The organism is Sphingomonas sp. BL-S-29 (assembly GCF_055521495.1).
In genome coordinates this window covers 4677329-4695875 of the sequence record NZ_CM145482.1, presented here as the reverse complement: position 1 = coordinate 4695875, position 18547 = coordinate 4677329, and the positions used below count along the sequence as shown (strand labels likewise).

Below are 18547 nucleotides of genomic sequence, written 5' to 3'. Positions count from 1 at the left end.
GAGAAGCCGAAACCGTCAGGCCAGCGGACCAATACCGGGCGCAATGGTGATGGCGAAAAGGACGAACAACGCGATCGTGACGGCCAGCCAGGCGGGGCTCCGTTTGATCCATTCCTGGTCCCGTGACGGTGGCTGACGACCGAGCGCGAGAATGACCGGAAGATAGCCCAGGGGTGCGAGGCCGAAGGTCATGAACGCGTCCAGCGCCGATCCGGCCCGGTCGCCGTGCCACAGGGCGCCGAGAAAGACCGCCGAGACGGTGCAGGCGAGCCAGGGGATCGCCAGCCGCGCCGGGTTCGCATCGGCAAAGCCCCGGGTCAGGCGCGCGGCGATGCGGAAGGCAATTATATAGCCGGCGATGCCGATCGCACCGATGACCGGGCGCCACAGCGGCGGCCAGGCGAGATCGCGCGCGACATGTCCCCAGTCGTCACTCTGGTCCAGCGCCTCGCGCACCATCTGCGCGCAGACCCAGAACAGGATGAGGATTCCCAGGGTCAGCAGGAACAGCCGCCACGCCGAGACCTTCGGCCGGGAGAGCCGGAACAGCGCCAGCGCGACCACAGCGATCAGCAACGCACCAAAGGGCCCGGCGCCGTCGCCCAGCACGCCCGCCCCGGCGCAGCGAAAGACGAGAAACGTCACCAGCGTGATCGAGCCGCCATCGGCGAGGCAGCCGAGCCCATGCCCCAACACTTCATGGGCAAGCGACGCGACCATCGCGACCGCCGCGCCGATCGACCAGAGCGTTGGTCGATCGTCCCTCGGCAGGGGCGACGTCATGTCCAGCCGCCCCGCTCGAGCCATGCGATGCCATGGGTGAGGACGGGGCCGGCATCGACCAGCAACGACGGCGCCCGGCCCACCAATCCCTGTCGCCCGCCGCCGGCCGCGACGAAATCCCCCACGATCCGTTCGATGTAATTGTCCGGGATCGCGTCGAGAACCGGCTCGCTGGTATCGAACTCCTCGATGAACCGCCATTCGGTCGCGCCGCGCGTCGCGAACGGCACCTCATAACGGAGGACGCGCTTGCCCGGCAGGCGCGCGCGATGATCGGCAAGGTGCAGCAGCGTCATCGTGTCCCAGGGTGCGCCGACCATCAGGACCCGCCCGCCGACCTCGACCAGCCTGGCCAGCGGCGAATTCTCGCCATAGCCATAATCCTGCAGATGGTCGGCGGTGATCCAGTCGGCCAGCCTGCCGAGCGCGGCGACCGACGCGCCGGGATTGGCGCTGCGCCGGGCGCCCGGGGTGGTGCGGACGAACTCGGCGATGATGCCGTTCATCCTGACCGCCCGCGATCGGGCCGCGTCGAACCCCGGCACATGATCGCGCCATTCGGGCAGAACGCGGCCATGCGCGTCGAGCAGGTCGTCGTGGCGGCTGTCCCAGCTCGTATAGACCAGCAGGGTACCGTCCGGGCCGAGCGCATCGGTCAGCGCCTGGATCAGCGCATCCGGTCCGTTCAGCAACGGCCCGACCCTGCTCATCGCGGCGTGCACCATCACGGTGTCGCCGGCACGAAGGCCGAGACGCTTGAGATCGTCGCGCAGATGCGCGCGGGTCAGGAACGCCGGCGGTTCGTCCATTCGGCCATCGTCGCGTTTCGACGATGCACGGTCAACGCCTGCCCGGCCCAAAAACTGTTGGTGCCATGTTTGGGGACACAGGGCAGTTCGTTCTTGTTGCGAAGAACGCGCCACATGATAGTCGCGCGCCATGGCGGCACCCATCGACCCGGAAATCCTCGTCACCCGTGCGGTCCAGGCCGCGCGCTTCCCGGCGTTCGACCTCACCGCATTGCCGCCAGCCGAGGCGCGGGCGCGGATGGACGCCGCGTCGGTCTGGCTCAACGATGGCCTGCCCGAGATGGGCGGGGTGGAGGATTGCCGGATCCAGAGCGCGGACGGCCTGATCCGGCTGCGCATCCATACGCCGATCGCTGCGACGGCGCGGGGCGCGATCCTTTATCTGCACGGCGGCGGCTGGTTCGCCGGCAATGTCGATACGCATGATCGCCTGTTGCGGCTGCTGGCGGAGCAGAGCGGCGCGGTGTTGTTCGGCGTCGATTATCGCCTGGCGCCGGAGCATCCTTATCCCGCGGCGCTCGACGATTGCCTCGCGGCATGGGACTGGATCGAGCGCCGCGCCAGCCGATACGCGCTCAATCCCGCCCGTTTCGCCTTTGCCGGGGACAGCGCCGGGGCGAACCTGGCGCTGGCGCTGGCGATCCGGCTACGCGATGCGGGGCGCGTGCTGCCGGCCGGATGTGCCCTGATCTATGGCTGTTTTGCGCCGGGGCTCGATACCGAAAGCGCGCGGGTCTTTGGCGCTGGGCCGCAGGGACTGACGAGCGAGCGCATGGCCTGGTATTGGGAAAAATATCTCGGCGCGGCGGGGGACCCGCCGCCGGCGGAGGCAGCCCCGCTCCATGCCGATCTGGCGGGGCTGGGGCCGATATTCCTGGGCGTCGCGGAGGCCGATCCGGTGGCGGACGACAGCCGGTTGCTGCTGGAGCGGCTGGAGCAGGCTGGAGTGCCGGCGACGCTCACGCTGTGGCCCGGGGCAGTGCACGGCTTCCTGCAGATGACACGCGACGTGGCGATCGCGCGGGATGCGGTCGCGGACGTGGCGCGGGCGATCAGGCAGTGGATCGACTGATCGGCGCGGAAAAACGGGGCGGCGGTGCCGCCCCGCTATCCGGTCAGGGCTTCAGGCCCTTGGCCATGTTGAGATGGGCCGTCACGGTCGGGATCAGCCCGGTCGCGAAGGTCTTCAGCTCGGGCACGTCGCCCGCCACCGAATAGCTTTTCAGCGCATCCAGCGTCGCCTGGTGCGCCGCGACCTGGTCAGCCGCATAGCCGGTGTCGAAATCGGCGCCCGTCTTCAGCTTGAGCGCGTCGAGCTTCTGCTGCTGTTCGGCCGTCAGGGTCGCATCGGGCGTGATCGCCGGCGTGGCGCTGGCGGCCGCGGCCTTCAGCTTGGTCGTCGATCCGGTATGCGCGTCGATCATCTTCTGCGCGAACGCCTTGATCGCCGCGGATTTCGAGACGGTCTGGGCAAGCTGCGATTCCGCGATCTCGAACGCATCGCTGGATGCGGCGGCGTTGGCGAAGGCCTGGCCCGGGCTCAGCGCGGGCACGGTCACGTTGGTGGAACTTTCCTCGGTCGTGACGCTGTTGGTCGTCGTGGTGGTTTCGGTCTTCGGCCCGCATGCCGCGAGCGCGAGCGCGCTTCCCGACAGCAGCGCGATGAGTGTGTAGCGCATAAACCTCTCCTGTTGATCGCGCCAGAAGGCGCCCCGCGCACAAACTGCCGGCAGAGGCCGAACGTTCCGCGCCATGTCGATTATCGGACGGACCGTGGCGGACCTTTTCGGGCCGCCTGCCGTTCTACCGACACGTCCTTCCGGCGGGGCGAAACACAGCAACCAGGAGAAGAGCTATGGGCATTTTCGGCAGCATCATGGACAAGATCTTTCATCACAAGCCGGCCGCCGCGCCGGCTGCGACTGCCGCGCCCGCCGCAGCGCCCGCCGCCGCTCCGGCCCAGGCTCCCGCCGCGCCGGCCGCTGCGGCGCCGCAGAGTGTCGATGTGGGTGCCGTGCTTTCGGAGATGGCGTCGATGAAGGGCGGCGGCGGCAACTACCAGACATCGATCGTCGACCTGTTGAAGCTGCTCGATCTCGATTCGAGCCTTGCCGCCAGAAAGGAACTGGCGACGGAACTCGGCGTGAGCGGCGAGGATGGCAGCGCCGAGAAGAATATCGCGCTTCACAAGGCAGTGATGGCCAAGCTCGCCGAAAATGGCGGCGTCGTGCCGGACAGCCTGCGCAACTAAGCCATAGATGGCCGGCGGCGGGATCGCTGCCGGCTATCGTCCCGACGGAGTCAGCCCTCCGCCAGCAAAAGCAGCCTGCGTGCCTGAGCGAGATGCGGGCGGTCGATCATCCTGCCGTCGAGCTTCAGCGCGCCCGCCCCCGGGTTCGCGGCAAATGCCTCGACCACCGCGTGGGCATGGGCGATCTCCGCCTCGCTCGGACTGAAGCCGGCATTGATTGCGGCGACCTGGGCCGGATGGATCGCCATCATGCCGGTAAAGCCGTCGCGACGCCCCCGCCCAACATAGGCGGCCAGGCCACCAGTATCGGCGATGTCGGGATAGACCGTCTCGATCGCCGGCACGGCGGCGGCGTGCGCGCCGAACAGGGTCAGCGCACGGACCATCTCGTACGGCGCCGTGTAACTGCCGTCCTCGTTGCGCGAACTGGTCGCACCGATCGCGGCGGGCAGATCTTCCGCGCCCCAGGTCAGTCCGGCCAGATGAGCCGCGACCTCACCATAGGTGGCGAGCTGAAACACCGCGGCGGGGGTTTCGCTGGCGATCGGCAGGATCGGCGGAATCGAGCCGCCGGCCAGCTCGATCAGCGCACGGACCGAAGCGGCGCCTTCGGCTTTTGGCAGCACGATCCCGTCGGGTCCGGCGGGCAGGATCGTGTCGAGATCGGCGCGGACCTCGTTGCCACCGAGCGGATTGACCCGCACGAAGCAGGGCAGGGTGCGCCCGTCCTTCAGCCAGGCGGCGATCGCCGTTCGCGCCTCGGGCTTCTTCTCGACCGCGACCGAATCCTCGAGATCGAGGATCAGCGCGTCGGCCCCGCTTGCCGCCGCCTTGGCGAAGCGGTCGGGGCGATCACCGGGGACGAACAGCAGCGACCGGAGCTTCATTGTCTCACCTTCCCGACACATCCTCGCTGACGCTCTGGCACAGGCGTGACGATCCCGTCCACCGCGGCTTGAGTCACGAAACGGTCGATTGCGGTACGCTTCGGCCCGCTCCGCGATGGCATCCGCAGCATGAATGATGCACATAGCCGCTGTGGGAGACAGGGCGACAGTCTGGCCAGGGGCGACGCGCGGTCGCGTCCGCTCCCGCTGCGGTCGGCGCTGATCCGTGGCGGATATCGCGGATGATCCGGACAATGAGCTGGTCGCCGCCGCCATGGCCGGCGACCGCGACGCGTTCGGCACCTTGCTCCGTCGCCACTATGACAGAATCCATGGCCTCGCCTGGCAGCTGACCGGATCGCGCGCCGATGCCGACGACATCGCGCAGGATGTGTGCTGCACCCTGGTCGAGAAGATCGGCGGCTTCCGGGGCGAGGCGAAGTTCACCACCTGGCTGTGCGGCATCGTGGTCAATGCCTGTCGCGACCAGAAGCGGCGGCGGCGGTCGTTCCTGGGTTTCACCGAACGGCTCGGCGTGCTGACCGGGCTGACGCGCGGCCCGGACGGACGCGACCTTCACGATGCGATGTGGGTGAAGAGCGCGGTCGCGCGCCTGAAACCGGCGTACCGCGATGCCGTGGTGCTGGTCGCCGGCCAGCAGCTCAGCCATGCCGAGGCGGCCGAGATATTGGGCGTGGCGGAATCGACCATTTCCTGGCGGATGCATGAAGTCCGCCGGCTGCTCGCGTCCGACGGCGCGGAAGGCGGCTGACCCCCTCGAGAAATATTTTCAGCGGCTCCCAAGGATATCCCGGCGACCGGCGTCGAAGGGACATGCGGACGATCGTGCGCCGCTGTCATCAGGGAGAGTTTCCATGCCCCGCCTTCACCCGGCCGCCACCATCGGCCTGACCGCCATGCTCCTCGCGTCCTGCGCCAGGTCAGGCATCGAGGAGGCAGCGCCGCCTCCGCCTCCGCCCAATGATATCGTCGTCACCGGCACGCGCTCCGACGCCCCCTCGCTCGCCCAGCAGGGCCCGGTCATGATGGCCGATCGGTCCATGGTGAACGCACCGCCGGCCCCGCCGCCGCCGCCTCCCGAGCCGGTGCCGTTCATGGCGGGCAAGATGATGGCCGCGCGCGCTTATGCCCCGATGGCGGAGGAGCGTGTTCGCATGCCTTCCTATTATCAGGATGTCGGCCGCGACAAATTCACCGCGACGACGGAGAATCCCTTCAAGGTCGTGCGCGAGGAGCCGGTCTCGACCTTCTCGATCGACGTCGACACCGCGTCCTATTCCTTCGTCCGCGCGTCGCTCAATCGCAACGTCCTGCCCCAGCCGGCGGCAGTGCGGACCGAGGAGATGGTCAATTATTTCCCCTATAGCTATGCGAGCGCGCGCTCCGCGGACCAGCCGTTCAGCACCAATGTCGCCGTTTTCCCGAGCCCGTGGACGGAGGGTCGCAAGCTCGTCCGGATCGGCATCCGCGGCTATGAGATCCAGCGCGCGACCCGGCCGCGCGCCAATCTCGTCTTCCTGATCGACACCTCGGGATCAATGAACGCCCCCAATAAATTGCCGCTGGTCAAGCAGTCGCTGGCCATGCTGCTGGAACAACTCGACGCCAACGACAAGGTCTCCATCGTCACTTATGCCGGATCGGCCGGTACCGCGCTGGAGCCGACCCCGGCAAGCGAGAAGGGCCGGATCCTGGCGGTGATCGAGCGGCTCGGCGCGGGCGGCAGCACCGCGGGGGCGGAAGGCATCCGCCAGGCCTATGCGCTGGCCGAGGCCAATCTCGATCCCAGGGGCGTCAACCGCGTCATCCTGGCGACCGACGGCGATTTCAATGTCGGCATCACCAACCAGGACGAGCTGAAGGGCTATATCGAGCGGGAGCGCGGCAAGGGCGTGTTCCTGTCCGTGCTCGGCTTCGGCATGGGCAATTACAACGACGCGCTGATGCAGGCGCTGGCGCAGAACGGCAATGGCGCCGCCGCCTATATCGACACGGTCAGCGAAGCGCGGAAGACTTTAGTCGACGAAGCGAGCTCGACGCTGTTCCCGATCGCCAAGGATGTGAAGATCCAGGTCGAGTTCAACCCGGCGACCGTCGCCGAATATCGCCTGATCGGATACGAGACGCGCATGCTCGCCCGCGAGGATTTCGACAATGACAAGGTCGATGCGGGCGATGTCGGATCGGGCCAGACGGTGACCGCGATCTACGAGATCGTGCCGGTCGGCGGCCCGCGCAGCATCGGCGACCTGCGCTATGCCCGTCCCGCGCCGGTGGCGGCGCCGTCGCGGGGCAGCGAATATGGCTTCGTCAAGATCCGCTACAAGCTGCCCAAGTCGGACACGAGCCGGCTGATCTCGACGCCGATCGACCGCACGACCGAGGCATTGCGGTTCGAGGACGCGCCACGCGATGCGCGCTTCGCGACCGGCGTTGCCGCCTTTGCCGAGCTGCTGCGCGGCGGCAAGAATAATGGGTCGATGACCTATGACGATGTGCTGCGCATCGTCACCGCGACGCGCGGCGAGGATGATTTCGGCTATCGCGCCGAGTTCGTCCAGATGGTCCGCACGGCGAAGTCGGCCGGGGCGCTCGCCCGGCTCGACCGCTAGGACCCGGCGGGTGCGGCGACGCCCGCCGCACCCGCCAGGCCGTGGGCGATCGTGCATTCGACCAGCCCGCAATTGAGGCTATAAGGCCGGCAGATGTTCCCTTCGTCCCCTTGCTTCAGGCTCCTGCCGGATTGCCGCGTGATCCGCTCCGCCGACGGGGCGCCGTGAATGGCCAGCGATAGCGACCTCTCGGTATCGCTGCCCGATCCGCCGCCGCCCCGGCCCGACCGGCGCGAGGCAGCGATCGAGGCGGCGATGCGGCGCTTCGACGGCGCGGCTGACCCGGCAGGCGCCGAGCGGCCTCGCGCGGCCAGGGCGGCCCCGTGGCGCATCGGCCGTCCGCAGATGGGCGCGCTGGTCACCGCGGCCTTGGTCGCGGCGATCGGCCTGCCGGTCTGGATGGCCACCAGCGACCGTCTCGCCGCGCCCGAACGGCAGGCGCCGGCTCCCGCGACGCCCGGAGCGGTGGCCGGTCAGCCGAGCTTGCCGCAGCCGGCGGCGACTCCGCGTCCGGCATCGCTGCCGCCGGTCGCGCCGACGCCGGGGACTGCGCTTCTCCCCGCGACCGCCACGGCTGCGAGGAGCAATGCCGACAAGGCCGATGGCCGGACGGAAGAGATCGCGGCGTCTCGTGCAGCGGAATCGACGCAGAACGATGCGTCGCCTCAGGCGATGCAGATGAAGCAGATGGGGAGCGTGGCCGGCCGGGTCGCATCGTTCGATCGCGCCGAGGCGCCAGCACCGCCGCCACCACCTCCTCCGCCGCCGCCTGAGCCGGTGCCCATGATGGCCGCGCCGGCGGCAATGGCGGAGCAGCGCGCGTCCGCCCGCGACGACATCGTCGTGACGGGCACGGCAATGCGCTCGCCCGCGGCCTTGCGACGTGCGCGCAACGCGAGCGGACGGGGCGACTGGAACGCCTGCACCATCAACGACCCCGGCCGCGACCTCGCTGCCTGCCGGAAGCTGGTCGACCCCGCCGCGCCGGGCTCTACCGGGCGCGCGTCAGCGCATGTCGCCGACGGTCTGTCCCTGGCCTGGCGGGGCGACACCGACGGCGCGATCGCGGCGTTCGATCAGGCGATCGGGATCGCGCCGAAACTCGCCATCGCGTGGCTCAACCGGGGCCTTGCCCATGAGCGCAAGGGTGACCTTCCGCATGCCATGGCCGATCTCGACAAGGCAGTGCGCTATGCGCCGGGCACGGCGCGGGTTTATTACAATCGCAGCCTGTTGTTTCGACAGCGCGGCGATGCCCGCCGCGCCGATGCCGATGCGGAGCGCGCGCTCGATCTGGATGCGCGCTATGAGGCGGTGATCGAATAGGCAGCGGATGGCCGGGCGCTATCGGCCGATAATATGATCGCGGAGATTGATGCTCTCATAGAGCGCGAGAAGGCGGTCGGTTTCAGTGATGACCTCCTTCTGCTCGGTCAGCCACCGCTGGGTGGCGTCAGTCATCGGATCGCCTTCACGCCCGTCATGCAAGGTGGCGCCGCCCTCGATCAGCCACACCATGTCACGCGCGCGGGTGCGCTGCAGGCGGAGATGAGTCATCCATTGCTCCACGGTGTCCGATGGTACGCTTCGATCCATGGCGCTCTCCCTGTTCAACCGGCAGTTCCACCGCGGACCAACCGATCATGCGCGACCGGGCTGCCCCGCAAATCCCCGGTCCGGGTTTTCGCTCAACGTTCGATCCGAGGAAAGGGACCCGATATCCGGGTCGATGGCGGGGACTGTTCCCGCAAGCTGTCGCGCCTCGCGACGCTCGGCCAGGACTGCTTCCTTGCCCCATGCGTTCGCGGCGCTGGTGGCGATATGCCGAACATTGTCGAGACGGGCCTCGGCCGCGCGCGAATGCTGCTGCGCTTCCTGGGTCCGGCAGAACAGGGCGGTGGGCTGCATATATCGTCCTTTCAGAGAGCTTGTCGCGTACCGGCGCGGCTCAGCGCGACGAGGCGCTGCCCCAGGGTGTGCGGGTCACCGGGCCCTTGATCACCCGCGATCCAAACGCCTTTGCGATCAGGGCGCTTCCGTCCGCGTTCATGAACACGACGCGAGTCCCGCTCGGTTGCAGCTTTTCGATCGCGCTGATGACGGCACCGTGCTTGGCGGCCATGGCCACGACTTCGTCGTGCGTTGCGTCGACATTGATGGCGCGAGACATGATGTGCTCTCCATTACGGGCCGCGCCACCGACGCGGGCTCCCGGTCAGAGCGGGAGCATGAAGCATCTCTCAGTCGCGTCCGTGCTCGTGATGAAGCGGGGCGATGGACAGGATATGGGGTGCCCGTCGCCGCTTTACCAGTTGCGATGCCGCCATGATCGCTGCCCGCAGGTCACCTCAGACGAAGATGTCGTATCCGGTCGGCGCGATGAACAGCCCGCTCATCGCGAAGACATAGTCGTTGCCCGCCGTATAGGCGCCGTCGCCATTGGCATCGACGATGGCGAAGGTCGTGCCGGCCAGCGTGCCCGAATCGGCGGTGAACAACACCGCGGAGTGCGCCTGCAATGTCGCGTCGACGGCGCTGGCCATGTCGATATCGAAACTGGCGGTCGAGAGCGCGCCATGCGTGATGGTGCCGCTCCACCCGGCAACGGTTTCGGCAAGGTCGATCTTGTCCTCGCGCGCATCGAAGACGGCGATCGTATCATAGTTGAACGAGGTGGAGTCGGCGGCCGACGCGTAGAAGAACTGATCGATACCCGCGCCGCCGCGCAACTGGTCAGCCCCGAGCCCGCCGTTCAGAATGTCCCGGCCGCCCTGACCGTACAGGGCGTCATTGCCCGCTCCGCCGATCAGCATGTCGTTGCCTGCGCCGCCCGCGATGATGTCGTCGCCCGCGCCGCCTTCGACATGGAAGGACCCGGTGGTCTCCGCGACTCCGATAAAGGTCAATGTCTCGCCCGCGCGCAGCGATCTGGCGTTCACCGCCAGCAGGTCCGTGCCTTCCACGGTCGCGTCGATGGTGGTGATCCGGTAATTGACCAGGCCCCCGGCGGGATCGTTGTAATTGCCGGCATAGAGCGCCAGCCGCTCGATGCCGACCATGCTGTCGGCACCGAAGGTCAGGTCGTAATTTCCCAGAAGCCCGACCGTGTCGGTGCCCGCGCCGCCGTCATTGGTGTCGTTGCCGTCGAACGCGTCGCCGTAGAAGATGAAGTCGTTGCCATTGCCCGCGGTGACATGGTCGGCCCCGCCTTGGCTGACCAGGATCATGTCGGCCCCGCCGGTGCCGGTCAGTATGTCGTCGCCGGCGCGGCCATCGACATGGCCATCGGCGGCGAGCGTGATCGGGATGACGTCGGTATCGGCGGTCACGCCGCTTTGATGGTGGACATAGAGCTCGTCGGTGCCGTGATAATTGGGATCGCCGAGATAGGTGAGCCCGTCGAGCGCGGCGTTGATGTCCGTCAGGGAGCCGGCCAGCGTGACGTTCGCCGTGCCATTGCCGGTGACGGTGAGCCCGGTGACGCCGGACAGCGTCAAGGTGCCGTGCGAGACGTCCAGCGTCATCGATACCGCGCCCGGATCGTCATTATGGACCGAGATCCTGGTGGCGCCGGCGAACACCAGCGCGGTGTCCTCCGTGCCCGAGACCGACACGGGCACGACGTTCGACGACGGATCGTCGTCAGCCGAAATCTGGATCGTCGCCGTCGCCAGGGGGCCGTCGACATGGCCGTCATTGACGGTGACCGTGACCGTGCGGGTGAGATGCGTGTCGAACTCGGTCGGATTGTCGCCGCTGTTGGTGAAGCCGATCAGAGCGAGGGCCGCGGCATAATTCGCCGCGCTGGCGGTACCGGTCAGGATGATCGTCGTTGCGGTGCTCGCCGGGTCGATGGTGATGCCGGGCGGCAAGGGCAGGGTCGTCAGCAGCGCATCGCCTGCCGCCGCGTCCGTGATGGTGATCCGGGCGCCATGGACGCTGTCGCCCCCATCACTGTCCGTGATCGTGATCGCGGTGCCGATCGGGATCGAGGCCTGACCTTCGGTAAAAAAGAGCGAGTCGCCCGTTCCCGCCGTGCCGCTATTGAGATCGGCCACTGCCGCGTGATCGAGCGTCAAGGTCATGTTGGGCGTGGCGCTGCTCCCGCCGTCGCCATCGGTGAGCGTCCACTGGGAAATACGAGTCACGGTCGCCGGGGCGGCGTTGGGATTGAAGAAGGTGATCGCGTGCAACAGCGCCTGGACCGCGACGGGCGTCGCGCTGGCGTTGAACGTGACGATGAACGCACTCGGCCCGGTGCCGCCGCTGAAGGTGCCGATCTGGACGCCGCCATAGCTGACCGCGTTGCCCGACACGCCGATCTGGCCGAGGCCATTGCCCTGGTTGAGGATGCCGTATTGGTCGCTGGTCTGTCCGCTCAGGGGCTGAATCGTCAACCTTCCGGTGTCGAAATCGGCCGAGTCCGGATCGGTCACGAGCCCGGCCGGCACGATCACCGTCGGCGCATAGCCCGCCGCATAATAAGTGGTGATATTCGCGCCGCTCTCGGCGCCGTTGAGGTCGAGTGTCGGACCCGTGTTGGCCATGCTAATGTCCCCCCGGTTCAACCGGCCCCCCATGGTCCGATCGACTATGTCATGTGCGCCGCAGCATTATAGCGAGTGATAATGATTCGCACCTTGTTGTAAATCAGTAGATCGCCTTTTTTGCGGTGCGGAATCGGCGGTTCTTTCGATTCCCTGGCGGAACCGATCCCGCCCGGCGATCGCCCGCGCCGCTTCCGGTGCTATGACCGGGAAAACGGAGAGACGGATGCTGTTCGAACGGGGCGCGCGCGATTCGCGCGAGCAGAGCGAAATCCGCCGCGCGGTGCGCAGGCTCTGCGCCGGATTCCCCGGCGACTATTGGCGCGCCAGGGACCGCGACCGGGCCTACCCGACCGAGTTCGTCGCGGCGCTCACCCGGGCGGGATTCCTTGCCGCGCTGATTCCCGAAGAGCTCGGAGGATCGGGGCTGACGCTCGCTGACGCGGCGGTAATTCTGGAGGAGATCCAGGCAGCGGGCTGCAATGGTTCGGCCTGCCACGCGCAAATCTATGTGATGAGCATGATCCTGCGCCATGGCAGCGCGGCGCAGAAGGCGGCGTATCTGCCCGGGATCGCGGCGGGCGACCTCCGTCTCCAGGCGTTCGCCGTGACCGAGCCGGAGTCGGGCACCGACACGCTGGCGCTGCGCACCAAGGCGGTGCGCGAGGGTGACCGCTACATTGTCGACGGACAGAAGATCTGGACGTCGCGCGCGGAGCATTCCGACCTGATGCTGCTGCTCGCCCGCACCACGCCGCGTGACGAGGTGACGAAGAAGACCGAAGGGCTGTCGGTCTTCCTGGTCGATATGCGCGAGGCGCTGGGCAACGGCATGACGATCCGTCCGATCCGCACGATGATGAACCATGGCACGACCGAGATCTTCTTCGACCGGCTCGCCATTCCCGCCTCGAGTCTGATCGGCGAGGAAGGGCAGGGGTTCCGCTACATCCTGTCGGGCATGAACGCGGAACGCATCCTGATCGGCGCCGAATGCGTCGGCGACGCCAAATGGTTCATCGAAAAGGCGGTGGCCTATGCCGGCGAGCGTGAAGTGTTCGGCCGGCCGATCGGGCAGAACCAGGGCGTGCAGTTCCCGATCGCACGCGCTTATGCGCAGATGCGCGCGGCCGAGCTGATGGTGCATGAGGCGGCCACGCTCCACCAGTCGGGGGCCAATGCCGGGGCGGAGGCGAATATGGCCAAGCTGCTCGCCGCGGAGGCGAGCTGGGCCGCGGCCGAAGCCTGCGTCCAGACATTCGGCGGCTTTGCCTTTGCCGAGGAATATGACGTGGAACGCAAGTTCCGCGAGACGCGGCTGTACCAGGTCGCGCCGGTCTCGACGAACATGATCCTGTCCTATCTCGCCGAACATGTGCTCGGGATGCCGCGCTCCTATTGAGCGGGTGCGCGGGGAACGTGCATCGAGATCAGCACCAGCTCGCCGTCGATCGCGGTGAACTGGTGCGGCGTGTTCTCGGGCACGACGAAGAAATCGCCCTTCGCGACCTTCTGCTCGGTGCCGCCCTCGATCGTCGCGGGCGGCGGCGGTGCACCGGGCGCGGCGGCAGGCCGGACCATCCTGCCGCCGGTGGTCAGGGTGCCGCTGCCCCGGATCACGAAGAAGAACTCGGCCTGCTTCTCATGGATGTCGGCACCCGCCTGGGCCATGCGCCGGTGGATGATCGGGCGATAGGGCGTGAGTTGCAGCAGCGGCTGCGTGATGACGGTGGTCGCGGCGCGCGGGTCGCTTTCGGCCCTGGCGATCATCGCCGCGATCTCGGCGGCGGGCACATAGGTCCTGTCGGGTGCGGGCGCGGTTTGCGCGAAGGCGGGTGCGGCGAGCGTGAGCAGCGCGATGCCCGCGCAGAAATGACGGTTCATGGATCCTCCCCTGGCCTGGCGTCCATTGCCGGGAGAATGACGCACCCGGACCAGCGCCTTTGTGCCGTGCACTTTATTGCACACAAACAGCCAAGATGTATACAACTTGTTGTGGCGGGCCGCCGGCTGGTGTATCCGGACCAGCATAACCCGCGCGGGACCGGTACCCGTTCGGGCGCGGAACGATGGTGAGGTCGAGTGATGGGCCGCTTCTCTCGCTGACATCGTCCGTCGGGAAAGCCGGGGGAGGATGATCATGCGAAGTGCATCGCGCACCGTGCTGTGCGCCACCGCGTCCGCCATGGCGGCGGCCTTTGCGCTGGCGGCGTCGTTACCGGCGCAGGTCGCGCCGCGGGATTTGCCGCCGATCACCGACCCCGCCAGCTATGTCGGCTTCGCGCCGCCCTCGGTGACGCCAATGCCCAGCGCGACGCCGGCCGCTCCAGCGTCGCCCGCGCCGGCGCCGCTGATCACCGCGCCCTTTGCGCGGCACATCATCGCGCAGAATATCCGCGGCGCGTATGTCGTCCTCGCGGCCGACATGAACAGGGACGGCAAGACCGACGTCATCGCGCTCGGCCAGCGCGAGGAGTATCTGGTCTGGTACGAGAACCCCTATTGGACGCCGCACGAGATCCGCACGCCCGTTCCGCTGGGGCAGATGGTCAATATGGATGCGGCGGATATGGACGGCGACGGCATCCCGGAGATCGCCGTGACCTATGCGTTCAACGCCGACCCGAAGCTCAGCATCGGCAACATCGCCATCCTGCACCATAGCGGCGGCGATGCGACCGCGCCCTGGACGATGAAGCTGGTCGATCAGGTGCCGGCGCCGCATCGCGTGCGCTTCGCCGATCTCGACGGGAGCGGCACGCTGGCGTTGCTGGTCGCGCCGATCCTCAACGCCAGGGCACAGCCGGTGCCGAGCAACGATCCCGATCGCCTGCCGACCCCGCTTTATGCCTATTACGCGCCCGACTGGAAGCGGGAGCTGGTCAGCGCGGAGAATATCGGCGAGGTCCATGCGCTGCGCCCGTTCGACTGGGACGGCGACGGCCGGCAGGAGGCAATCACCGGCGGGCAGAGCGGCATTTACGGCCATAGCTATGGCAAGGACGGGAAGTGGAAACGCTTCCTGATCGCCAGGGGCAATCCAGCGCCCTGGCCCGATAACGGGGCGAGCGATGTCGGTTTCGGCAAGCTCGGCGCCAGGCCCTATTTCGCCGCGATCGAACCGTTCCACGGCAATCTCGTCGTGGTCTATACGCAGGACGCGCAGGGCAGATACCAGCGCAATGTGATCGACAACGAGCTGAAGCGCGGCCACGGCATCACCATGGTCGACGTCGATAGCGACGGCATGACCGAGATCGTCGCGGGCGGCGGCAGCAGCCTGGCCAACACCTTCCTGTACAAGGCGACCGACCCGAGCGGACGGACCTGGAGCAAGATGCTGATGGACACCAGCATGGCGGTGCAGGACTGCGTCACCGCCGACCTGAAGGGCGACGGCAGGAAGCGCGACGTGATCTGCCTGAGCGGAACGGCGCCGAACAACCTGACCTGGTATGAATATGTCGGGAAATGACGGTGCGGCCGGACGTTGGTTCCTTTACAAATCTGCCGTCATTCAAATATTGATCAAGCGACCTTCAGTTCCAGGCCATTAGCCTCTTTCCACCAGCAGGATGCCGGCCTTCGCCAGCACCGCGAGGCTCTTCCTGAGATTGGCGATGGCGGTATCGCCGGTCAGGCGCGCGGTTAGTTCCGATACCGGCACCGCTTGCGTGTCGCGCAGCAATTCCAGCGCGGGCACCAGATCGGCGGGCAGGACGTAGAGCTTGCCGTTCGCCTTGAATTCCACATTGGTGCCGGCGGCGGCGAAGGCCAGCCGGTGGCCGGCGGTCAGCCGGATCACGCTGTTATCGGTGATCGGCCCCAATTGCGCATAGGGCGCGCCCGGCAGGTTGATGTGCGGGCGGGGGAAGCTGTCGCCCTCCCATTCGCGCCGGAAGGCAGCGATCAGGTCCTCGTCCATGGCGTCGGCGAGCAAGGCGCGCAGCGTCTCGAGATGGGCCGTCTGGCCGGCTTCATCGTCGAGCGCGGGCAGATCCTGGCGAACGGCCTCGTGCCGCGGGAGCTTGGCGATCATCCAGCGCAGCAGGTCCATGCCGGTGGGCGGGATCGTCGCGACGGTCAGGTGCAGGCTCGGTTCGTTGACCGGATAGGCCATGTGCCACCAGCCGCGCGGGATATAGATGGCGTCGCCATCCTCCAGCAGGCCGTCCCACACGGGCGGGCCGGTCGGGCGCGGCGTTGCCTCGATATCATCCTGCAGCGGATGGAGCCGGCTCGGCTGGTAGACCTGCCAGCGCTTCCTGCCCGACAATTGCAGGATCACCGTATCCTGGCTGTCCCAGTGCAGGTCGAAGCCGTTCTGGCTGTGCCAGCCGGCATAGAGATTGACGTAATTGCCCGATCGCAGCACTTCGCGAAACGAGTCCGACAGGTCGCGCACGCGCGGCGCGAGCTCTTCCACCGCGTCGAGGATCAGGGTGGCGCCGCCGGCCAGGCAGGCCGCGAACTTGCCCGAATCGAGCCGCGGCGTGCCGCCCAGGCCGGGCGAGAGGTAGCGGGCGGGGTCGAGCGAGCGGCCGTCCTGGGCGAGCTTGAAGCGGGGCGGGGAAAGCCGGTGCCGTTCGAGGATCGCGTTGAGGTCGTCCCAGGTCAGCAGGCCGGTGAAGCGCCCGGCTTCACCCTTCATACGCGTGAAGCCCTTGCCCCAATGGTCGGACAGGAATGCCTGTCGTGTCAGCGGGGCGATGACGTCGTCGAAGGTCATGCCGGGAGCAGGCTGGTCAGCGCGCGGTGCCCACGCGCTGCACGAAGCGCTCGGCGACCGACATGCGGATCGGCTTGCCGTCGCGCATCTTGACCCAGGTGTTCACGCTGATGCCGAAGGTCTCCATCACGCAATCCGCGGTCTGCGCGCGCAGCCGGTCGCGGGCGTTGCGGACCAGGTCGGGATGGACGTAGCAAAGCTGCGCCCGGCCCGAGCGGCCGGCGGGGATCATGCCTTCTCCGAGCGGGGATTTGGTGTCGGGCCGGCGGTCCATTGCTGAGATGCTCACAAATTTGCTCCGTGGGGCTAGAAGATCTTCCCGCGCGCCTCTTCGATGATCCGCTTGGCGCGTACGGGGTTGAAGATGCCGCATGAACAGAAGCGGCTGAGCGATGCCGTCGCCTTGTCGGGCGAGAGGCGGTTCTCCTTGACCATGTCGATCATCTTCTTGGCGAGCGACTGGCTGATCATGCCGTGCCCGCACATGGTCGACAGCGACAGGACGTGCCGGTTGGGCGCATTGTCCTGGATGCCCTCGAACCCCAGCGAATAGCCGACGCTGTGCCGGGTGATGCCGGCCGCCTTGCAGCAGTTCAGCGCATTGCCGATCGAGGAGGAGATGTTGATGCTCAGGCCCAGATCCTCCTCGACGATGCGCGTGACGAACGCCTCGGCATCCTCGCGCGTGGCGAACACGGCGGAGAAGGTCGTCGGATCGCCAGCGCCGTCGATCACCTGCTGGAAATCGGGGTTGGTCGGGCGCTTGGCGAAATGCTCCAGCGCGTGCGTGTGCTCGGTCGGGCGGGTGGCGCCGCCGTGCATCGCGTCGCCGATGTTCACGGGATTATATTCCATCGCGATCTCGAGGAAGCGCTTGAGCGCCGGCTTCGGATCGCCCTTTTGCGCGCCGCCCTTGGCCGGCAGCGCGAAGATCACATAATCGTCCTTGAAGCTCTCGGCTGTGCCGTAGCGATGCAGGGTGTTGGTCATGCTGTCACCGCCTCCTTGGTCGACGCTGCGGGTTCATGGGAGAGTTCTCGAATCTGCAGCTTGCCCAGGCCGAGATTGGTCTTGGCGCGCTTCAGCGTGTAGCCGAGGCTTTCCAGGATTGGGGCGACGACGCGTTCCTCGCCATCCTCGTCGCAGCGCGTGCCGACGCCGAGCACGACGATGGTGTCGATCTTCTTCTCGACCGCCCAGACGGTGCGGATGATTTCCTCGGTCCGCTCCACCGGCACAGTGATCTCGAGGATCGCGGAGAGCACTTTCTCGTTCAGGATGTCGTCGCGGATCTTGCCGGTCTCGACATCGCTCATCATCGCGGTGACCGGGTTCTTGGGCTGGATCTTCACGCCCAGGGCGGAGAGCGCCATGCTCATTTCCTGGATCTGGTGGAAACGCACGCCAACGCCCGGCCGGCCGAATTCGATGGTGAAGCCGACCATGCCGACCGCGATGCGGTTGGAGATTTCGTTGGTCTTCACTTCCTCGGTGCCGCGGCCGGTGACGCCGGTCGATTCGTGCGGCACGCGCGGATCGGAGAAAGCGCGGCGCACGACGCGCGGCCAGCTCAGTTCGTCGGGTACGAGCGCATCGGTCGGGCAGATATCGGGATCTGGCTCGAACCGGAGCCACAGCTTGGACATCATGCGCCGCGTGAAGCGCACGGTCTTGGGCGGCAGATGCTCCTTGCTCAGCCCGTTATAGCAGGCATAGCATTCCACGCATTCGTCGCTGTTGACGGTCGCCTTGCGTGTCTTCGGGTCGATATAGATCGCCCCCATCGTGCAGGCGTAGGTGCAATTGCCGCACCCGACGCATTTTTCCTCACTGATTTTCATGCCCTGCCTGACCTCCCCAGACACCCGGGTGAAATTGCTTCCCCCGATGTTTTGCCCACCGCTCTCG

Annotated in this window: 20 protein-coding genes; 7 read left to right on the top strand and 13 right to left on the bottom strand. The window is 67.2% G+C overall.

Going from position 1 to position 18547, the window contains the following annotated elements; genetic code table 11:
* Nucleotides 1-15: 15 nt before the first annotated feature.
* On the bottom strand, nt 16-783 hold the full coding sequence (locus ACZ1I2_RS22385) for a hypothetical protein (protein ID WP_465171982.1): 768 nt from the start codon (nt 781-783) through the stop codon (nt 16-18).
* On the bottom strand, nt 780-1592 hold the full coding sequence (aac(3), locus tag ACZ1I2_RS22380) for an aminoglycoside 3-N-acetyltransferase (RefSeq protein ID WP_465171983.1): 813 nt from the start codon (nt 1590-1592) through the stop codon (nt 780-782). Before aac(3) ends, ACZ1I2_RS22385 begins: the two co-directional genes overlap by 4 nt.
* Nucleotides 1593-1722: 130 nt before the next feature.
* Here aac(3) and ACZ1I2_RS22375 point away from each other — a divergent pair, with 130 nt between their 5' ends.
* The gene (locus tag ACZ1I2_RS22375) at nt 1723-2664 is read left to right on the top strand and encodes an alpha/beta hydrolase (protein ID WP_465171984.1); all 942 of its coding nucleotides are present in this window, start codon (nt 1723-1725) and stop codon (nt 2662-2664) included.
* A 43-nt stretch (nt 2665-2707) separates the two neighbouring features.
* Here the strand turns inward: ACZ1I2_RS22375 and ACZ1I2_RS22370 are convergent, their stop codons facing one another.
* On the bottom strand, nt 2708-3271 hold the full coding sequence (locus ACZ1I2_RS22370) for a DUF4142 domain-containing protein (protein WP_465175791.1): 564 nt from the start codon (nt 3269-3271) through the stop codon (nt 2708-2710).
* A gap of 176 nt (nt 3272-3447) precedes the next feature.
* Here ACZ1I2_RS22370 and ACZ1I2_RS22365 point away from each other — a divergent pair, with 176 nt between their 5' ends.
* Nucleotides 3448-3843, top strand: a complete 396-nt coding sequence (locus tag ACZ1I2_RS22365; RefSeq protein ID WP_465175792.1) for a DUF3597 domain-containing protein — start codon at nt 3448-3450, stop codon at nt 3841-3843.
* A 50-nt stretch (nt 3844-3893) separates the two neighbouring features.
* On the opposite strand, the gene ACZ1I2_RS22360 is transcribed toward ACZ1I2_RS22365, so the two are convergent.
* The gene (locus ACZ1I2_RS22360; RefSeq protein ID WP_465175793.1) at nt 3894-4730 is read right to left on the bottom strand and encodes an HpcH/HpaI aldolase/citrate lyase family protein; all 837 of its coding nucleotides are present in this window, start codon (nt 4728-4730) and stop codon (nt 3894-3896) included.
* 226 nt (nt 4731-4956) lie between these two features.
* On the opposite strand from ACZ1I2_RS22360, the gene ACZ1I2_RS22355 reads away from it, so the two are divergent.
* The 3 genes from ACZ1I2_RS22355 to ACZ1I2_RS22345 all read left to right on the top strand — a co-directional run bounded on the left by ACZ1I2_RS22355 (nt 4957) and on the right by ACZ1I2_RS22345 (nt 8689).
* A complete protein-coding gene (locus ACZ1I2_RS22355) occupies nt 4957-5502 on the top strand; it encodes an RNA polymerase sigma factor (RefSeq protein ID WP_465175794.1) in 546 nt (181 codons plus the stop codon).
* Between the two features lie 103 nt (nt 5503-5605).
* The gene (locus ACZ1I2_RS22350) at nt 5606-7363 is read left to right on the top strand and encodes a vWA domain-containing protein (RefSeq protein WP_465175795.1); all 1758 of its coding nucleotides are present in this window, start codon (nt 5606-5608) and stop codon (nt 7361-7363) included.
* 168 nt (nt 7364-7531) lie between these two features.
* A complete protein-coding gene (locus ACZ1I2_RS22345; protein ID WP_465175796.1) occupies nt 7532-8689 on the top strand; it encodes a tetratricopeptide repeat protein in 1158 nt (385 codons plus the stop codon).
* Between the two features lie 18 nt (nt 8690-8707).
* Here ACZ1I2_RS22345 and ACZ1I2_RS22340 read toward each other — a convergent pair whose 3' ends face one another.
* From ACZ1I2_RS22340 to ACZ1I2_RS22325, 4 genes are all read right to left on the bottom strand, one after another.
* The gene (locus tag ACZ1I2_RS22340) at nt 8708-8959 is read right to left on the bottom strand and encodes a hypothetical protein (RefSeq protein ID WP_465175797.1); all 252 of its coding nucleotides are present in this window, start codon (nt 8957-8959) and stop codon (nt 8708-8710) included.
* Between the two features lie 45 nt (nt 8960-9004).
* Entirely contained in the window at nt 9005-9271 is a 267-nt protein-coding gene (locus ACZ1I2_RS22335; RefSeq protein WP_465175798.1) for a hypothetical protein, read from the bottom strand.
* A 40-nt stretch (nt 9272-9311) separates the two neighbouring features.
* Nucleotides 9312-9533, bottom strand: coding sequence for a hypothetical protein (locus ACZ1I2_RS22330; RefSeq protein ID WP_465171993.1), 222 nt, complete (start codon nt 9531-9533; stop codon nt 9312-9314).
* 178 nt (nt 9534-9711) lie between these two features.
* Nucleotides 9712-11910, bottom strand: a complete 2199-nt coding sequence (locus ACZ1I2_RS22325) for a beta strand repeat-containing protein (protein WP_465175799.1) — start codon at nt 11908-11910, stop codon at nt 9712-9714.
* 226 nt (nt 11911-12136) lie between these two features.
* Between ACZ1I2_RS22325 and ACZ1I2_RS22320 the strand changes: the two genes are divergently transcribed.
* A complete protein-coding gene (locus ACZ1I2_RS22320; RefSeq protein ID WP_465175800.1) occupies nt 12137-13312 on the top strand; it encodes an acyl-CoA dehydrogenase family protein in 1176 nt (391 codons plus the stop codon).
* Here ACZ1I2_RS22320 and ACZ1I2_RS22315 read toward each other — a convergent pair.
* Complete coding sequence (locus ACZ1I2_RS22315) at nt 13306-13794, bottom strand: cupin domain-containing protein (protein ID WP_465175801.1); 489 nt, start codon at nt 13792-13794, stop codon at nt 13306-13308. The genes ACZ1I2_RS22320 and ACZ1I2_RS22315 overlap by 7 nt on opposite strands.
* A 256-nt stretch (nt 13795-14050) precedes the next feature.
* Here ACZ1I2_RS22315 and ACZ1I2_RS22310 point away from each other — a divergent pair, with 256 nt between their 5' ends.
* Nucleotides 14051-15385, top strand: a complete 1335-nt coding sequence (locus ACZ1I2_RS22310) for an FG-GAP repeat domain-containing protein (RefSeq protein ID WP_465175803.1) — start codon at nt 14051-14053, stop codon at nt 15383-15385.
* A 78-nt stretch (nt 15386-15463) separates the two neighbouring features.
* Here ACZ1I2_RS22310 and ACZ1I2_RS22305 read toward each other — a convergent pair whose 3' ends face one another.
* From ACZ1I2_RS22305 to ACZ1I2_RS22290, 4 genes are read right to left on the bottom strand one after another with little or no spacing between them, the layout of a single operon-like run.
* Nucleotides 15464-16639 carry a cupin domain-containing protein gene (locus tag ACZ1I2_RS22305; RefSeq protein WP_465175804.1) on the bottom strand — a complete coding sequence of 392 codons (1176 nt, stop codon included), beginning with the start codon at nt 16637-16639 and terminating at the stop codon, nt 15464-15466.
* A 16-nt stretch (nt 16640-16655) separates the two neighbouring features.
* Nucleotides 16656-16928 carry a hypothetical protein gene (locus tag ACZ1I2_RS22300; protein ID WP_465171999.1) on the bottom strand — a complete coding sequence of 91 codons (273 nt, stop codon included), beginning with the start codon at nt 16926-16928 and terminating at the stop codon, nt 16656-16658.
* 17 nt (nt 16929-16945) lie between these two features.
* Entirely contained in the window at nt 16946-17629 is a 684-nt protein-coding gene (locus tag ACZ1I2_RS22295) for a hypothetical protein (protein ID WP_465175805.1), read from the bottom strand.
* Nucleotides 17626-18480, bottom strand: a complete 855-nt coding sequence (locus ACZ1I2_RS22290; protein WP_465172001.1) for a 4Fe-4S dicluster domain-containing protein — start codon at nt 18478-18480, stop codon at nt 17626-17628. Before ACZ1I2_RS22290 ends, ACZ1I2_RS22295 begins: the two co-directional genes overlap by 4 nt.
* Nucleotides 18481-18547: the final 67 nt, after the last annotated feature.

Excerpts from the sequence above, each read along its gene's own strand:
- ACZ1I2_RS22385 (WP_465171982.1), bottom strand. The coding sequence starts at position 783 with ATGACGTCGCCCCTGCCGAGGGACGATCGACCAACGCTCTGGTCGATC.
- ACZ1I2_RS22375 (WP_465171984.1), top strand. The coding sequence starts at position 1,723 with ATGGCGGCACCCATCGACCCGGAAATCCTCGTCACCCGTGCGGTCCAG.
- ACZ1I2_RS22370 (WP_465175791.1), bottom strand. The coding sequence starts at position 3,271 with ATGCGCTACACACTCATCGCGCTGCTGTCGGGAAGCGCGCTCGCGCTC.
- ACZ1I2_RS22365 (WP_465175792.1), top strand. The coding sequence starts at position 3,448 with ATGGGCATTTTCGGCAGCATCATGGACAAGATCTTTCATCACAAGCCG.
- ACZ1I2_RS22360 (WP_465175793.1), bottom strand. The coding sequence starts at position 4,730 with ATGAAGCTCCGGTCGCTGCTGTTCGTCCCCGGTGATCGCCCCGACCGC.
- ACZ1I2_RS22350 (WP_465175795.1), top strand. The coding sequence starts at position 5,606 with ATGCCCCGCCTTCACCCGGCCGCCACCATCGGCCTGACCGCCATGCTC.
- ACZ1I2_RS22345 (WP_465175796.1), top strand. The coding sequence starts at position 7,532 with ATGGCCAGCGATAGCGACCTCTCGGTATCGCTGCCCGATCCGCCGCCG.
- ACZ1I2_RS22340 (WP_465175797.1), bottom strand. The coding sequence starts at position 8,959 with ATGGATCGAAGCGTACCATCGGACACCGTGGAGCAATGGATGACTCAT.
- ACZ1I2_RS22335 (WP_465175798.1), bottom strand. The coding sequence starts at position 9,271 with ATGCAGCCCACCGCCCTGTTCTGCCGGACCCAGGAAGCGCAGCAGCAT.
- ACZ1I2_RS22330 (WP_465171993.1), bottom strand. The coding sequence starts at position 9,533 with ATGTCTCGCGCCATCAATGTCGACGCAACGCACGACGAAGTCGTGGCC.
- ACZ1I2_RS22325 (WP_465175799.1), bottom strand. The coding sequence starts at position 11,910 with ATGGCCAACACGGGTCCGACACTCGACCTCAACGGCGCCGAGAGCGGC.
- ACZ1I2_RS22320 (WP_465175800.1), top strand. The coding sequence starts at position 12,137 with ATGCTGTTCGAACGGGGCGCGCGCGATTCGCGCGAGCAGAGCGAAATC.
- ACZ1I2_RS22315 (WP_465175801.1), bottom strand. The coding sequence starts at position 13,794 with ATGAACCGTCATTTCTGCGCGGGCATCGCGCTGCTCACGCTCGCCGCA.
- ACZ1I2_RS22310 (WP_465175803.1), top strand. The coding sequence starts at position 14,051 with ATGCGAAGTGCATCGCGCACCGTGCTGTGCGCCACCGCGTCCGCCATG.
- ACZ1I2_RS22305 (WP_465175804.1), bottom strand. The coding sequence starts at position 16,639 with ATGACCTTCGACGACGTCATCGCCCCGCTGACACGACAGGCATTCCTG.
- ACZ1I2_RS22295 (WP_465175805.1), bottom strand. The coding sequence starts at position 17,629 with ATGACCAACACCCTGCATCGCTACGGCACAGCCGAGAGCTTCAAGGAC.
- ACZ1I2_RS22290 (WP_465172001.1), bottom strand. The coding sequence starts at position 18,480 with ATGAAAATCAGTGAGGAAAAATGCGTCGGGTGCGGCAATTGCACCTAC.